Origin of the sequence: Butyrivibrio sp. LB2008 (assembly GCF_000621565.1) — a bacterium.
Taxonomy (GTDB): domain Bacteria; phylum Bacillota; class Clostridia; order Lachnospirales; family Lachnospiraceae; genus Butyrivibrio.
In genome coordinates this window covers 359,611-377,177 of sequence record NZ_KK211306.1, presented here as the reverse complement: position 1 = coordinate 377,177, position 17,567 = coordinate 359,611, and the positions used below count along the sequence as shown (strand labels likewise).

General features: G+C 41.2%; 11 protein-coding genes. 10 read left to right on the top strand and 1 reads right to left on the bottom strand.

Annotation, left to right across the window (positions count from 1 at the left end; genetic code table 11):
- Positions 1 to 4 precede the first annotated feature (4 nt).
- From T356_RS20550 to T356_RS0114240, 3 genes are all read left to right on the top strand, one after another.
- Positions 5 to 3,199, top strand: a complete 3,195-nt coding sequence (locus T356_RS20550; RefSeq protein WP_051563457.1) for a WavE lipopolysaccharide synthesis family protein — start codon at positions 5 to 7, stop codon at positions 3,197 to 3,199.
- Positions 3,200 to 3,284: 85 nt separating this feature from the next.
- Positions 3,285 to 3,530, top strand: coding sequence for a hypothetical protein (locus T356_RS0114250; protein ID WP_026515063.1), 246 nt, complete (start codon positions 3,285 to 3,287; stop codon positions 3,528 to 3,530).
- Positions 3,531 to 4,153: 623 nt separating this feature from the next.
- Positions 4,154 to 5,455 carry an N-acetylglucosamine-6-phosphate deacetylase gene (locus tag T356_RS0114240; protein WP_026515062.1) on the top strand — a complete coding sequence of 434 codons (1,302 nt, stop codon included), beginning with the start codon at positions 4,154 to 4,156 and terminating at the stop codon, positions 5,453 to 5,455.
- 163 nt (positions 5,456 to 5,618) lie between these two features.
- Here T356_RS0114240 and T356_RS0114235 read toward each other — a convergent pair whose 3' ends face one another.
- Positions 5,619 to 6,221: a TetR/AcrR family transcriptional regulator gene (locus T356_RS0114235; protein WP_026515061.1), complete on the bottom strand. Its 603-nt coding sequence runs from the start codon at positions 6,219 to 6,221 to the stop codon at positions 5,619 to 5,621.
- Positions 6,222 to 6,611: 390 nt separating this feature from the next.
- On the opposite strand from T356_RS0114235, the gene T356_RS0114230 reads away from it, so the two are divergent.
- The 7 genes from T356_RS0114230 (at position 6,612) to T356_RS0114200 (ending at position 17,466) form a co-directional block, all read left to right on the top strand.
- Complete coding sequence (locus tag T356_RS0114230; RefSeq protein WP_026515060.1) at positions 6,612 to 8,720, top strand: efflux RND transporter permease subunit; 2,109 nt, start codon at positions 6,612 to 6,614, stop codon at positions 8,718 to 8,720.
- A 10-nt stretch (positions 8,721 to 8,730) separates the two neighbouring features.
- Complete coding sequence (locus T356_RS20545) at positions 8,731 to 11,673, top strand: hypothetical protein (protein WP_026515059.1); 2,943 nt, start codon at positions 8,731 to 8,733, stop codon at positions 11,671 to 11,673.
- A gap of 275 nt (positions 11,674 to 11,948) precedes the next feature.
- Positions 11,949 to 13,169 (top strand): hypothetical protein, encoded by a 1,221-nt coding sequence (locus tag T356_RS0114220; RefSeq protein WP_026515058.1) that lies wholly within the window; start codon positions 11,949 to 11,951, stop codon positions 13,167 to 13,169.
- Between the two features lie 172 nt (positions 13,170 to 13,341).
- Complete coding sequence (locus tag T356_RS21335; protein ID WP_026515057.1) at positions 13,342 to 14,826, top strand: hypothetical protein; 1,485 nt, start codon at positions 13,342 to 13,344, stop codon at positions 14,824 to 14,826.
- Between the two features lie 36 nt (positions 14,827 to 14,862).
- The gene (locus T356_RS0114210; protein WP_026515056.1) at positions 14,863 to 15,642 is read left to right on the top strand and encodes a hypothetical protein; all 780 of its coding nucleotides are present in this window, start codon (positions 14,863 to 14,865) and stop codon (positions 15,640 to 15,642) included.
- 99 nt (positions 15,643 to 15,741) lie between these two features.
- Positions 15,742 to 16,290 (top strand): NUDIX hydrolase, encoded by a 549-nt coding sequence (locus T356_RS0114205; RefSeq protein ID WP_026515055.1) that lies wholly within the window; start codon positions 15,742 to 15,744, stop codon positions 16,288 to 16,290.
- Between the two features lie 147 nt (positions 16,291 to 16,437).
- Positions 16,438 to 17,466, top strand: coding sequence for a glycoside hydrolase family 5 protein (locus T356_RS0114200; RefSeq protein ID WP_026515054.1), 1,029 nt, complete (start codon positions 16,438 to 16,440; stop codon positions 17,464 to 17,466).
- Positions 17,467 to 17,567: the final 101 nt, after the last annotated feature.

Below are 17,567 nucleotides of genomic sequence, written 5' to 3'. Positions count from 1 at the left end.
AAACATGGGACTGATTGATAATAAGGAGATTACAGTTGTTGTTCAGGGGGCAGTAGACAGGGAAAAAACACCTATATGTCTTAAGAGTATAAGAAAAGAGCTTCCCGGAGCGTTTATTATATTATCTACATGGGAAGGAACTGATGTAGAGGGGCTTGAATATGATGAAGTTGTTTTTTGCGAAGATCCGGGCGGGTTTGATGAATTAAATGTTCCGTTTTCGCCAAAAAACAATATTAACAGACAGATAGTTTCGACTTATAAAGGTCTTTTGCAAACGAAGACCGCGTATGCGATGAAGCTGCGCACAGATTTTTATCTGAGCGGCGACGGATTCAAAGAATATTTTAATATATATAACAGAGAATGTACCGAATACAAGATTTTTGAGCACAAGGTTATTTGCTGTGAGCTCTATTCGAGAAATCCGCGGTACATTTTTTCAGATATGAAAAGAGCTTACCATCCTTCGGACATTTTCTTTTTCGGATATACAAAGGACCTGGTAAGGCTTTTTGACGTTCCCTTATTTTCCAAAGAAGATGAAGAATATATGATGTGGAAGCATTATCCGGATGTTTCCTTGTCAACATACAGATATGACGCGGAGGCTTATCTTTGGATAAGCTTTCTTAAAAAGGCAATTGGCTTTGAGCCGCCGGAAGATCTTGAGAAATACGGCAGGGCAGATATAGAGCGAAGTGAGGCTACATTTGCCGCAAATCTCATAATACTTAGTAATGACGATATAGGTCTTAAGACGCTTGATGGCAGTATCTACAGGAAAGAGGCTGCGCCTCAGAATTGCTATACGCATGAGGATTGGGAGAGAATCTACGGCTTTTACTGCTGCGGAGATGCCGGGGGATATCTTCGCTATCTTCTGAAGGTTGAGCTCAAAAATCTGCTGGATATACCGCCTTTTGTCATGAGGGAAGTAATCTGTAAAAGGATAAAGAAACTTTTGCCCAAAGAGATAAGGGCACTTTATAAGCCTTTTGTTACCGGAGTTTCCGGTGCCTTTAAGAGTTTTGGGAAAAGAAAATTTGATAAAGAATATGCATCAAGCTATTACAGCGAGATCATAGATGCCGGGGATATAGGCGTTGTTGTCCATGGCGAGATAAAAGAGACGACAAATGAAACGATAAGAAGTATCAGAAAGTATCTTCCGGGGGCGCAGGTTATTTTGTCGACATTTGACGGGGAGAATGCAGATAATCTTGACGCTGATATTGTTGTGAAGAGTAAAGATCCGGGATACTGCGGATTTATCAGGAAATATCCACATGAGCAAAAGAATAATGTAAATCGGGAACTTGTAAGCTGCCGCGCAGGGGCTGAAGCGTGTTCTATGAAGTACTGCATTGTGATGCGAAGTGATATGATGCTCACCGGTGCAGACTTCCTCGATATTTATAACAGGGTATCCAAATATGTCACGACGCAGTCTGTTGTATCACGTAGGATCATGGTTGAGGCTCTTTCTACTTCAAAGAGCGGTGTGACCAACTTTGGCATTTCCAACTGGTGGTATATGGGGCTTACCTGCGACCTTCGAAAGCTCTTTTCGGCAGACCTTTATAAGGATGTGGGCAAAAGAGATTTTAAGAGCGAGTACAGATGTAATCTGATGCCGGAGCAGCATATTGCATACAGTTTCTATGTGAACAGTTACAATCCGATGCTATCTAAGTTTGTGGGGCTTAGGAGTGTGACTGATGATTCACCGGAGCTTCGCATGGAATACGAGAGGTTTGTTGCCAATAACTTCGTTTGCGCTGAGTTTTCCATAAGTAAAGTGGTACTTCCGAAAGCTTTGTATATCAATAATTCTGCGGCTTACAAATACAACACAAGCTATGAGTACTGGCTGAAGCTCTGCAGGAAGTACGGCGCTCTGGATAATATTGTTGTAAAAAGAGAACTGGCACTTTTACGAAGGAATTACAAAAAGAGGCTTAAGGATATTCCCGATTATTACAACATTCTCAAATGGAGCAATGCTGCGCGAAATTATAAAAAGAGCGTTGCTGAAAAATATGAAAATGCTTTGGATCCGGTGAGGCCTGAAGATGTGACATTTATGGTCACGGGAAAGGTAGAGATATCCGAGGAATTAAATACTATAGCATGTCTTTATTCTATAAAGAGATTTTTTCCGGGGGCAAAGATTATTCTTGGAACCTGGGAGGATGAGGTTGTTCCTGCACATATCAAAAAGCTTTGCGACAAGATCTGTTTTGTGGAAAAAAAGTGTGCGAGGGTGAGCGTCCATCTTGATAATTCAAAGGATGAAGACCTGAATGAAATAAATATGTTGCAGGCTCTTGGCAGCACGGCGATAAAGATGGTGCAGACAAGGTACCTTGTTAAGATGGATTCCTGTCATGTGTTTAAAAATGCGACGCTTCTTGATTTTTATAATTACTGGAAGAAGATAATGGATTCATATAATCCTGAGTACAGGATATTTGATGAGAGAGTTCTTTTTGTAAATAAAAATATGTATGATGGCAGGAAGACAGACGGAAAGCTTGTCGGAGCGATTCCTGATATGTTCCAGATGGGAAGAACAACGGACCTGATGAAAATCTGGGACGGACACGTGGAATCCGAGAATGTGCTTAAGTATTACAGCACGTTTACAAATACGAGGTATTCAAATTCGGAGAAGTACAACAGTCTCTATATCAGGGAGCAGTGCCATTATATAAATCTTCTGAGGAATTCTGATGTGAAAGTTCCTGTGCCGAGATGGTATGAGGATAACGGCTCTTTTGAAAATATCCTTGCCTACGAGGCAGTGCTCAGTTCAAACGTGATCGTCGGAAACTGTGATGACGTCGGAATCATGAGCGGCGTAGATTCTGCGGAAGATGAGAGGTTTATGAGCTTTGAGACGTTTGCCGGCTTATATGTTGTGAACGTCGATCAGGACAATAAAGATATTTTTGATTATCTTAAAAAGTATTACAGCGCCGCAGGGCGCGGACTCGGCTGCGGGCTTCTGTTTGGCGGAGGATTGGGCTGTGGTTTAGGTAGTGGTCTTAGCTTTGTTAATGGTCTTTGCAACGGCTACGGCAGGAGAGGCAGGGAGGCACATTCTGTCCTTATGAAGGCTTTGCTGTACGGAGACAGGTACGGGTATGACAAGAAGTATGATGTGCTGATGAAGCGGATTAGAGAAACGAGCTGAATTAAGGTTATATTAAGATTCACTTCAATCTACAGAAATGTATTTTATTTATCATGGTTTTATCAAAACAAAGGAGATGAAACAAATGGTGGAAAGAGTACTTTCGGTAGTTGGAGTGTTTTTTTTGTATTTTTTGGTGTTTTTTATTGGTACTATAGGATTTCTGTTGTGGAGCGAAGGTAAGTTCTCGATAACTGAGGAACAATTTTATAACTACGGCACTTGTTTTGGGAATGAATACAAAAACAGATATTGTAGATTTGACAGATTTGACAGATTTCGTAGATTTAGCATATATTGCAGATTTGATTTCTCTAAGTATATTATGTAGAAACATCAAGATGTAAAATGTTATGGACTATTGTGCTGACACGGTGACAATTTGATAAATTACTTGTGAAATAATTCATGTACTGCGTTGTCGTCAATCATCGGTGCTCACATCGACTCAACCCTCCGCCTTGTACATAAATTATTTCACTACGTAATTGATCAAAAGTCAGCGTGACAGCACACTAGTTTCGGATAGAATTATAGAGAATCACAGATAAGAAATGTATAAGAGATTATGTTTATCTGTGAATATATGAAGATTCTGGTTTGGAATTATAAGGAAACACAGATAGAGACGGTGGAGATGAAGGCTTTTATCTGTGTTTTTTGGTTTGTCCCAAAGAAAAATAGCGAAAAAACACAGATAAGAATTGTATAATGGATATAGCTTATCTGTGTTTCTGTGGTTTATAAAAGAGAAAAACGAAGGAAAATACAGATAAATATTGAGTAAATAGAAATATCTATCTGTGACTCTGCGGATTATCTTAGCGGAAAACGTACAAAATTACAGATAAAGCAAAGAAAAAGAAGAAACTTATCTGGGGATGCAGTAATAGCGCATTCGAATTGTCTAATTAGCAATTGTCTAATTATATTATGTAAAACGGGACGGTACGTATGATTATCAAGAATGCATCTGTATTTACGGAAGAAGGAAGATTTGCAAAGAAAGATATATATGTGGATGGAGAGGTCTTTTCCGATGGCGGTAAGAGTGGTGACAGTTGGGAAGGCAAACATTCCGATGGCGAGATCATTGATGCAAGCTCATGTTATGCAATTCCGGGGCTTGTTGATATTCATCTGCATGGCTGCGATGGCGTGGACTTCTGCGATGGAAAGATAGAGTCAATCAAGAAGATTCTTGCATATGAGGCAAAGAACGGCATAACCACGGTTGTGCCTGCGACGATGACACTTGCTGAAGATGAACTTGTAAGGATAATGAAGGCTGCTGCTGAGTTTAGAAGAGAGCAGAGTAGAGATTACGACAACCGATGTAATAGTGATCAGAGTAGAGATTGTGGCAACCGCTGCGATAGTGATCAGAGTATAGAGTGCAGCAGTAGATATGGCAAAGATTATGATGGAGAAGTTGAGAGCAGGAGAGATGTTGCAGTAACTGCCTGGCTTTACGGAATAAACATGGAAGGCCCTTTTGTATCTGCCAAGAAGTGTGGCGCGCAGAATACGAAGTATCTCAGAAAGCCCGATATAGATATGTTTAACAGGCTATATGAGGCATCGGGAGAGACTATCAGATTCTGTGATATCGCACCCGAAGAAGATACTCCTTCAATGGATTTTATAAAGGAAGTTTCGGGGAAATGCAGAGTCTCAATAGCACATACTGATTGCGATTATGATACTGCAAAAAGAGCTTTTGACAGTGGAGCCTGCCATGTCACACATTTGTTTAATGCGATGGCGCCGCTCCATCACAGGAATCCCGGACCAATCGCGGCAGCGGCGGAGAATGAAAGTGTGATCGCTGAGCTTATCTGTGACGGTATTCATGTTGCGGCACCAATGATAAGGACTGCATTTAAACTCTTTGGACGAGAGCGGATAGCGCTTATAAGTGACTCTATGATGGCAACTGGTCTTGATGACGGCGAGTACGAGCTTGGAAAACAACCTGTATCTGTAAGAGGGAATGAAGCCAGACTTAGCGACGGCACAATTGCAGGCTCTGTGACGAATCTCATGGGATGCCTTAAATATGCAGTTAAGCAAGCTGGGATTTCTCTTGAAGACGCTGTATATTCGGCAACTGTAACTCCTTCCAAGGCAGCAGGCTGCTATGATGTTACAGGCTCTATCACTCCGGGCAAGTACGCAGATCTGGTGCTTCTTGATAAGGAGACACTTGATGTGAAGATGGTGCTTGCAAGAGGGAGCAGGATTAATGAAATATAGAATAGTTAAGAAATAACCGCTCGATGTTTCTGATGCCTCAGAAAAACATAGAGCGATTAATTCTTAACCATTTTATATTTCAGGGCTAACCGTTTATCGGTAGCACCTTTTTCAATTCATATATTGCCATCACGGTTCATTATCGTCAAATAATCATTTTCTTTTATTCCACAATATAATTCCGTATTATCCCTCTTACAGTCTGCTCAAGGTGTGGCTTAAGTTCTTCCAGCGAAACGGGATCGTTGTACATGATGGCACTGTAGCCTGTTGAGCCGACAAGTTCTATGATTATAAAGAGCATAACTTCGGGATCTTTGAACTTGTGACCTGATTCTTCGAGCATCTTGTTGTATATGGTGACAAATTCATCGTCTGAATTGCTTACATTTGTATTGAGTGCTTTTTTGAACACTGCCCAGCTAAGGTCTTTGTAGATAAAAGAGAGAAGTCCCTTGTTTGTTGCAAGAGAATCCAATGCATAATTCATTATAAATATTAACCTGTCATCAAATTCTGTCAGATTTTCGTGGCTGAGCGCCTCGTGAGCCTGTATGAACAACTGGCTTGACTTGTGCGCGATAAGCCTGTTTCGAATGTCATACTTATCCTTGAAGTACAAGTAGAAAGTTCCTTTTGCAACGCCCGCCCTTTCTACGATATCCGATATGGAAGTCTTGTTAAGTCCCTTTGAAGTAAAAAGCTCAAAGGAAGTATTTAGTAATCTTTCCAGTTTTGCTTTTTTGTTTTGATCTGCTTTTCCCATTTTTTCACCTTTCTCTTTATAAATTAAATATAACATAAATTTAGGAAAGTTATTAAGACAAAATAGCCGTTTTATTGACATGAAAAAGAAAATGAAATAAAATAAAAACTGTTAGCGATAACTAACAGCGTGTAAAATCAGATAATCCCTCTTTTGATAATCAGGCATTTTAATCGGTTATTGAAAGGGGATTTTTGCGCTTAAGGGTGAGAATGTGAAGGGAGTAAGCATAAGATAATAAAAATTGAGAAATCTTTTTCGGTTAATTATTGACTAATGGTCATAAAGGTGATATACCATAAATGACTAATGGTCATAAAAACGTTATTGCTGAAACCGGATTAATCGATTTATTTGGTAGCAGTACAGCGGCTCTATGAGAGGTATAGTATGAAAAAGATTTCTCACATAATTGTAAAACTAAGATATCTGATACTCTTGGTTGCAATCGGGCTTCTTATCCCGGCTGTGATCGGATATATCAATACGAGAGTAAACTATGATATTTTGTCGTATCTTCCAAAGGATATCGAGACCATGAAGGGACAGGATATCCTGCTAAACCAGTTTGGAACGGGTTCTTTTGTCTTGTATGTGACAGAAGGTATGGAGGAAAAAGACGTTGCGGCTCTGAAAGCAAAGATAGAGCAGGTCGATCATGTCAAGAATGTCCTGTGGTATGACTCGGTAATGGATCTTTCAATTCCGATGACAATGCTTCCGAGTGAGGTGTATGAGGCTTTTAACAACGGTGATGCCACAATGATGTTTGTGGTATTTGATGAGGGAACTTCATCCGATCCGACGCTTAAGGCAATTGATGATATCAGGAAAATTTCTGATAAGCAGTGCTTTATGAGCGGAATGAGTGCGATAGTAACCGACATGAAGAGCCTTACGAAAACTGAGACTCCTATGTATGTCGGTGTATCGGTTATCCTGTCAGTGCTTGTTCTTTCGATAACAATGGATTCCTACCTGATTCCGGTATTCTTCCTTCTTAGCATAGGAATGTCGATTATATATAACATGGGAAGCAATTTCTTTAAAGGAGAGATTTCTTTTATAACTCAGGCGCTCAGCGCGGTACTGCAGCTAGGCGTTACCATGGATTATTCGATATTCCTCTGGCACAGTTACCGGGAAGAACTTGAAAAGAATTCCAATAGAAAAGAAGCAATGGAAAATGCCATAGATTCAACTTTTAAGTCTGTTGTCGGAAGCTCGATAACATCTATAGCGGGATTCCTGGCGCTCTGCTTTATGACATTCACACTTGGAATGGATCTTGGAATTGTTATGGCAAAGGGTGTTGTTTTGGGAGTTATCGGATGCGTCACCATACTTCCAAGTATGATACTTATTTTTGATAAGGCATTGGAAAAAACAAGACATAAGCCTCTTTTGCCCGAATTTGTAAGAATCCCCAAGATGATTGCGAAACATTACAAGCTCTTTTTCCTGATATTCCTGTTACTTATCGTGCCTGCAGTATATGGAAATAATCGCACAGAGGTATATTACGATCTTACAAACAGGCTTCCCGACAGCCTTGAAAGCATTCGCGGGGCCAAGAAAGTAGATGAGAAGTTCGACATGAACTCCGCATATATGATCCTTATTGATAAGAATCTCGACGGCGTCTCAACGAATAAGATGATACAAGAGCTTAAGGATACTGACGGTATCATCTCAGTGCTCAGTACAGATGCCATTCTGGGGCCTGCAGTCCCGAAAGAGTTTATCCCGGAGGAATACTTTGATGCGCTGGAAAGCGAAGATTGGAAAGTGGTTCTTTTGACCAGCGATTACAAAGTGGCTACAAACGAGATAAACGCCCAGATCGATGAGGTTCAGAGCATAGTAAAAGGATATGACAAGAAGGCGATGGTTGTAGGAGAATCGCCTTGTACCAAGGATCTTATAGATATAACGGATCATGACTTTAAGGTTGTAAACGCGGTTTCAATAGGCTTCGTATTCCTGATAATCGCACTGGTACTTAAGTCGGCGTCACTTCCGTTTATTCTGGTCGCGGTAATCGAGTTTGCAATTTTTGTGAACATGGGAATTCCTTACTATATGGGAACGGAAATTCCTTTCATAGCATCGGTAGTTATTGGAACCATACAGCTCGGAGCTACGGTTGACTATGCGATATTGATGACTACAAGGTATTTGTCTGAGAGAAACGCAGGTCATGACAAAAAAGAAGCGACGCTTATTACACTGACAACCTGTATGAAGTCGGTAATTGTCAGTGCGCTCAGCTTTTTTGCGGCAACATTCGGTGTGGGACTTATATCCAGCATTGATATGATCGGATCTCTCTGCGGACTTATGTCGAGGGGCGCGATAATCAGTATGTTTACTGTTTTGCTGGTGCTTCCCGCAATGTATATGATATTCGACAAAATAATAATAAAGACTACACTTGGCGTGAATCCGAGCGTACAGTCACAAGAAAAAATCACAGATTGTGTAAATAAAATAGCGTGAGGAAAGACTTATGATCAGAAAAAAACTAATTAAATCATTATCCCTTGCCCTGGCAACAATGCTTGCGATCATGACGGTTGCCTGTGGTGCAAAAGAAAACGATAGCGCTGCGGATACAGCGAATGCAGAAATATCAACTACTGCAGAGGAAGATAAGCTTACGGACAGCCTTGCAAAAAGTATCGGATCTTCTGATGATGCCGGAAAAGTTGAGACGGTATATGTAAATGCGGATGCAAGCGGCGCGGCGAACGATATTATCGTAAGCGAATGGCTCAAGAACGACGGCTCTGCTGAAATTGCGGATAAGACAGAGCTTAAGGATATCGTCAATGTGAAGGGCGATGAGACTTTCAAGGACAACGGAGATGGAACTCTTACATGGAATGCGAAAGGTTCTGATATTTACTATCAGGGAGTTACGGACAAAAAGCTTCCCGTAAATATGAAGATTACTTATACGCTTGACGGAAAAGAGATAAAGCCGGAGGACCTTGCGGGAAAGAGCGGCAAGGTGACTATCCGCTTTGAATATGAGAATACCGATAAGCAGACCGTTGATGTTGATGGAAAAGAAATCGATGTATTCACACCTTTTGTTATGATGTCAGGAATGAAGCTTGACGGCGATAAGTTCTCAAATGTTGAGGTTTCAAACGGAAAAGTTATATCGGACGGCGGCAATTTCATTGTTATGGGTGTTGCGGTTCCGGGATTAAAAGACAGCCTTGATATATCGGAAGATAAATGGGAAGAGCTTGATGACGAGGAACTTGAGAAAAAGCTTGGTAACAGCTTTGAGATTTCGGCGGATACAACTGATTTCGAACTTGGAATGACTATCACAATGGCAAGTTCCGATATTCTTTCTGACTTTGGAATGTCAGATCTTTCAGGTTCAGACAAGATAGACGATCTGAAAGATAATATGGATAAATTAAATGACGGATCGAGTGCCCTGGTTGACGGTTCAAAGGAACTTAAGAACGGGACCGGAGAGCTTAGGAACGGTGTATCCGATCTTTATGACGGTACAAAAGAGTTCAAGGACGGCACAAAAGAGTTATTGAACGGAACGGGAAAGCTCTCCGGAGGAATGAAAGATTTCTATTCCGGAATTGTTAAATATACAAACGGAGCTCACGATTTAAGAAATGGAACAGCAGCTTTGGAGGAAGGAATTACAGCCGCAAAAGACGGTTCTTCCACACTCAGAAAAGGTATGGAAGATGCAAAGCTTGTTGAGAATGCAAATGCGCTTGCAAAAGGCACGGAGACTATGGACAACGGAGTTAAGCAGATGGCTCGGATGGCATCATCTCTTTCGGATCTTATCTCTGCATCGTCTAAGCTTAGCGATATAAAGAATGCATATCTTGCGACACAGTCTTATCTTCTCGGAAGCGGCGATCCAACACAGGGAGCCATTGCTTGTCAGACTCTCGGTGTTGATAAGAATACTCTTGATGCTGTGATCGCTACAGGAAAACCTGCTCTTTCAGCAGTTAATCCGGGATCTGTTGCACCTGTTACTTTTGAATCAATGCTTGTTTTGACAGCAGATTTTGGTGAACTTAATCATGGTGATAACTCAGGTGACGGAAATGAAGCCGGAGGCGATGATAAAGGCAGCACGGATGGAAATGCGGGAAGCGGCTCTGATAATGCCGGAAACTCAGGAGATAACGGCGGAAATGCAGGCGGAGCAGAATCGGGTTCAGACAACGGCGGAAACGCAGGCGGAGCAGAATCTGGTTCAGACAACGGCGGAAACGCAGGTGGATCGGGCTCAGGTTCGGACAATGGCGGAAACACAAGTGGCGCAGGTACAGGGACAGATAACGGTGGCAATGCAGGCGGAAGCAGCGCAGGTAACACAGACTCAGGAAACAGCGGAAATGCCGGAAACAACGGCGCCGCAGGTGCTGACACAAATAGCGGTAATGCAGGCGGAAACCCTGCTACAGCAAATAATACAACCGGTGATAATACTGCAAGTAATGCAAGTGGAAACACTGCTCAGACGGGCGCAGGCAATGCCGCTGCCGGAAATGAAGGTGGTTCACAGGTAAGCGCAGATGCACTTACGAGCAATATGAGCACAACATCACTTAATCTTAACGGTGCAGGAAACGGAGCAATCGATCCTGCAATCCTTGGAACATCTCATATAGTTACCTTGGACGGCAAACAGTACTATACAAAAGAGGAACTGGATGCTGCGGTTCAGCAGGCAATTGAAAAAACTAAGGAGGAAGTTATTAAGAAGGCGGAAGAAGAGGGCGCACAGAAGACGATGCTTATCGCGTCATATTCGGGATACCTCGCTCAGACCAAGGCAGTGCTTACATTCATCAAGCAGGCTCACCTTGATGCTCTTGCAAACCTTGATCCGGAAACACTTAATAAGCTTTCACAGCTTGATACTCTTGTAGCAGGTGCGGATCAGATAGCAAACGGAAATGCGAAGCTGGCTGAAGGAATTGAGAAAATTTATGGCGGAACGGTTCAGCTCGATCAGGGAATTGGTAAGCTCAAGGACGGTTCTACGGAGCTCAGAAAAGGAGCAGATAAACTTACCGATAATAACAAAGCCATCGTAGACGGAGCTACAAAGCTCTGCGATGGAACAAGTGAACTTAATGACGGAGCAGGCAAACTGGATGATGGAGCAGGAGAGCTGGGTGACGGAGTCGGCAAGTTATTTGACGGAGTCGGTCAACTTGACGACGGAGTCAAGGAACTTGTAGACGGTGTTGTAAAGTTCGACGAAGAGGGAATCAAGAAGATATATGAAGCATTTGACGGAGATCTTTCTGATTTCTCAGACAGACTTTCTGCTATCGAAAAAGCAGGTGAGAACTACAGCACATTCGGTGGTGCGTCTGAGGATATCGACAGCAGCGTGAAATTCATCATTAAGACTGACGGAATAAAGTCTGATAATGCATGATATGGATGTATAACATGCGATATGCAAGATGTGAACACTAGACACATGATATTAAATAATGATTTAATTAAGATGCAAAACTACGATTAAGCACAGGCTGTCTCGATATAGTGAGGCCTGTGCTTCTATTATTCTCAGAAAAAATAATCAAATTAAAAACGCTTCGCTGTAGCTGTGACCGATGCGCAGAACATTATGATAAAATAGTTATTAAGGAAAACATTTATCAATATCAGTTTTCTTAGGGAAGAATTTATTCATGAAGGGCTGTTGAAGTGAATAAAGATAATACTGTTTTTACATCGGAAATGAAAAAGACGCATACGATCTACATGCCCGATATGCTCCATTATCACAATGAGCTTCTTATCGCGGCTTTTAGGTATGGCGGATATAAGCTTGCAGTTGTGCCTGAGTATGAAAGAGTGCCGGAGGATACGTTCAGGTTTATTAATTCTGCGTATTGCACGTGCGCGATGGATATAATAGGCAATATAATGGCACATATTACTGAGCCCGGCGTTGACCTTGAGCATATCGCAATTCTTGAACCGCAGGCCGGAGGTGCATGCAGGGCAGGCAATTACTATGATCTGATCATTCAGTGTGTGAAAAAAAGCGGGCATAAGATTCCGGTTCTTTCCCTTAATTTCAGAGGTGAGGAAAGTCATCCCGGATTTAAGATAAATCCCAAGATGCTATTTGGCGCGCTGGCTGCAGTGTGCTACGGAGATCTTCTCATGAGCCTGTATCAGCAGATAAGACCGTATGAGAAGAACAAGGGCGAGACGGATGCTCTTTATCATAAATGGGTAGAAAAGCTTTCTGAGAATATCTTCCGCGGAAAAAATCTTTTTTTTAAAAATAAGATATACAAGAGGATTGTTGCGGACTTTAAGAATATCCCGTGTTATTCAAAAACTGAAAAAAAGCTTACCAAAGCAGGCGTTGCCGGTGAGATATATATTAAATGTTCGCCGATAGGAAACAGGCATCTTGAGGATTTTCTCAAGAATCATGACATGGATTATCGCATGGAAGGATTCCTTAATTACTGTATCTATGTTGTCTTCACAGAGCTTAAGACTGCGGAGCTAAATATGGCATCGAAAGCCGAGCTGAAAGCCTATAATATCCTGATAGGCCGTATGATAGCAATGCAGAATAGGATAAAAAAGCTTTTGGAAAAAGAATGTTTTACAGCGGACGGATCTTTTTATGAAATGAAGGAAAAAGCAAATGAACTACTAAGCGAGTACTATAATATCGGAGACGGATGGCTTGTGCTCGCGGAAGTTATCGATATGCTGCAGCAAGGATATGACAAGATACTGATCGTTCATCCGTTTGGATGCCTTGTAAGTCACGTCGCGGAGAGAGGTATTCTTAAAAAGCTCCGTCAAATGTATCCCGGAGCAAATATCAATACAATCGAATATGATTACGAGCAGTCTGAAACACTTAGGGAGAGCAGGATATTGCTTGCGCTGTCGTAAATTGTTTGGTTGTTGTCAGCCGTCGTACCGTTCGGTACGACTCATTTCTCTGTCTTACAAAATAATAATTTAATATGGACACATAAAAAACACAATTTTGATATGGAATAAAATTAAAAAAAGCGTATTATATATACTAGTACACTTGAATTTGGTAAACATGGAGGATATTATGAAAAAAAAGAGAATAAGAGCTATTTTGTTGGCTTCAACTATAATGATGTCACTTGCCGGTTGCAACGGATCAACTTCCGGAAGCGGTGAAGTGGAATATACAGAGGCAGAACTTAGACAAGCCGCAAGAGAGGCGATGGTAGCTACTGAAGATTCTTCAGCTGCTGCATCAAGTGTGGATGCGTCAACAGCTGCTTCTTCAGTTACAGATGCATCGGTGGCAGCTTCATCTGATGTGACTGCTACAACATTAGCAACTATTCCCGAAGCGGCAACATCAGCAAATCCTGATGCAGCTACAACAGGAGCATCAACAGCTGCAACTGCAGATGGCAGTGTAATTACAACATCAACTCAAGGACAGGCAGCACAGGCTAAATTGGCAGACCATCAGTTTGTATATAACGGAAATGAAAATTCTATCTTGAATGATATAGGAACAATAATGTCTAATCTCGGACGATATCAGTACAGAAATGCTGATTGTCCGGATCAGCCTTATTACGCTTATAAAAATGGAGAAGTCTTTTTTACTACCGGAATCTTAAAAGGAAGCAGGAACGGAGATGAGCTTCCTTTGGATATCTCGATATATGTAAAGAGTGTGCGTACGGCGCGTAATGTAGGTATAGGATCCCATGTGAGCGATATAAATAATGCATATAGTGAATGTAACAGATCGTCATTCTCTTTGGGTGGAGATTATGGTATACAGGTAAAATTTGATACGTACTCGATATATTTTTATTTTGATGGCAAAACCGATGTTGTATCATATTTTGTATATGAAAATGATGTCAATCTGAAAGCAATGTATCCTAATAAGGCAGATACCAAAGGAACAACACAGAGCTCGGTTACGCCCAATAAAGCTTCCGGTGCGAATTCAAATGCCACACAGGCTACAGCTACACCTGCACCTGCTGCAAACAACACAGCTCCTGCGCAGACAACAAACAACACTGCACCGGCACCCGCACCTGCACCCGCACCCGCGCCTGCACCTGCTGCAACTCAGAATAATGTAAGTGCTTCTGAGGGCGAAGTTGTGTACAACGGTAAAAAGCTTTCTATCCTGGACAACTTGTCAACACTTATGAATAACTTGGGACAGTGTGAAAAGAAAGATACATCTATAGCTGAAGAACCACGATATGTTTTTGATGCTAACAGCATAAATTTATATACATTTGTTAATAACGGCGAAGAGCTTCCTTATGATCTTTGTATCTACAGGCATGGAATAAAGACAAGTCGTAATATCGGAGTTGGTGATTCAAAAGATAAGATTATAGAAGCATATGGTGATCCTATAGAGGTGTATAGTTTTTATCAGGGATATGGATTCAAGTATAAATTTGATACATTCACTTTGTACTTTGATCTTGATTCAAATACCGACAGAATACGTTGCATTACATTTGGTAACAACGCTACAATAGCAAAAAGACATGCCGTTCATCCTGATTATATCGGAGATTAAAAGAGTTTTTGTTTTAGAAGTGGAGGAAAATCCTATATGAAGATAAAGAGAACCTTATTGATATTTGCAACAACTTTAGCTGTTACAGGATGTACGCCGATAGCTACAGAAGGTGATGCTGAATCTTTAGAATCACAGGAAGAGGCGGCAGCTGATGATGCAACTGCTGAGGTAGCTTCTGAAGAAGTGTCTTTGGCTGATGAAACTAATGAGGAAACAACAGAAGCGGAAGCAGAAGCTGCGGCTGTTGAAGCAGCAAAGGCAGTAGGTGAGCCTGTATCTGATGAAGAACTTAGTACTTTTACAAAGATGTTTACTGACGAAGGTTGCGATTATTTTGGATTCCTTTGGCCTGAATACAGCAGTCCCGAAGAAATCAAATGGGATCAGGCTATAGGTTGTTATACTAAGTCACTTGACTCAAAGCTTACCGATGATGAAAAGAAGGAGCTTTACGGTACTACCGATATAGAAGGTTACATCGTTGATACAGCGATAAAAAAGACCGATCTTAGCAAGTTTATCAAGGATCATACAGGACTTGATGTTACACTTGAAGCCAAGGATGTTCCTTCATGGCAGTATAATGAGAAATGTGAAGCATTCCTTGTAGGTGAGAATCCATGGGGACAGGATTCACCTATGTTCGATGGCAAGTTTGTTTCGGGAACAAAAGCCGGTGACGTCTACACACTCACATTCCAGCCAAATAACGAAAACTGGGGACCTGAAAATATACAGCCTGACAGAAGCATTACATTTACTAAGTCCGGCGACAAGCTTGTAATAAAGTCAAACAAATATATAAGAAACTAAATAAGCACTATTATGCAGCTCATCTTAATTTTCAAGGTGAGCTGTATCTTTTATAATCATATTAATTATGATTGCGTCAGACGGGAGAAAGCAGATAATATGGAAAAATGGAAGCAGTTGGACAGGGAGTATATCATTGATAATCGCTGGGTAAAACTGGCAAAAGATAAGGTACAGTTACCGAACGGAACGTGCCTTGATGATTTCTATGTATTTGAAAAGAAGAGTGTTTCGTTGATCGTTGCAGTCGATGAGGAGAATAAGGTTCTGATAAAGAGTGAGTATCGCTACCCTGTAGACGAAGTGTTATATGAGCTTCCGGGCGGAGTGATAGAAGATGGCGACAGTGCGCTTGATGCGGCAAAAAGAGAATTGCTTGAGGAGACCGGATATTCCTCCGATGATTGGACTAAGCTACTGTCAGGATATGACTATCCCACTAAAGATACAAATGTCGTAAATATCTTTTTGGCAAGAAACATAAAGAAAACAGGCAATCAGAACCTTGAGGCAACTGAGGACATTGAATTTAAGTTTGTTCCGTTAAAAGAAGCAGTTGATATGTGTATGTCTAATAAGATCAAAGTGAATGGCACAATCGCAGGACTGATGCTGGCAGAAAAGATAATACAAATTAAGGAAAAGTAGAAAAAACATCACGTAGCTATGGTATGATATACAAGGTGAATGAATAATGCTGGTAGTATTGGGAAAGAGTTGCAATATATAGAAAATACAGAAGCAATAGAAGGTTCAAATTAACCGGTATAACAAAAACAAGGTGGAGGTAACAAAATGAAAAAATTCAAAGGCTACATGCATGGCATAAACCTTGGGGGCTGGCTTTCCCAGTGCAATCATACAAAGGAAAGATATGATAATTTCATCACTGAAGATGATTTCAAAGTAATAAAGTCATGGGGGCTTGATCACATCAGGATTCCCGTTGATTATAATCTTGTCGAGGATGAAGACGGAAACTATATAGAGGACGGATTCACATATATACAGAGAGCAATCGAAACTTGCAAGAAGCTTGGCCTTAATGTGGTTCTCGATCTTCACAAGACATTTGGCTACAGCTTTGATGACGGTGAGAACGAATCAGGCTTTTTTGACAATATAAACTATCAGAACAGATTCTATAAGCTGTGGGAGCAGTTCGCTCAGAGATTTGGAAAGTATTCGGATATACTGGCTTTTGAGCTTCTTAACGAAGTTACCAAAAAAGAGTATTGCGAAAAATGGAATGATATTTCTTATGAATGCATCAGAAGAATAAGAAAGATCGCACCGAAGGTAAAAATCCTTGTAGGCGGATATTACAACAACAGTATCGAGGCGCTCAAAGACCTTGCGGCTCCTTATGATGAGAATATTGTTTATAACTTCCATTGCTACGAGCCCCTTATTTTCACACATCAGGGTGCGCACTGGATCGAGAAAATGAATGACGATTTCAGGATGCCTTATGATTCAACATATGGCACATATATTGAGAATAACGACAGAGAGCTTGACCACATAACGGGTGATATGTCATCATATGACAAGCAGGAGCTGATAAGTGCGAAGTTCTTTGATGATTATCTTGCAGAGGCCGTTAAGATCGCGGAAGAAAGAAATGTTCAGCTCTATTGCGGAGAATACGGAGTTATAGATAAGGCAACTCCGGAGGATGCGCTTAAATGGTATAAGGACATATGCAGCTGTTTTGATAAATACGGAATCGGACGCGCGGCATGGAGCTACAAAGAGATGGATTTTGGAATTTCCGATGAGCGCATGAAAGGCGTTGTTGATAAGCTTATCAAACTGCTTTAATAATGTATGACATCTTAAATGAAATTACAGAAATCCGCACCTGCTGCGGATTTCGTGAGAATATGATTCAGGTGGCAAATAGGCCCTGCGACGAAGTCGCT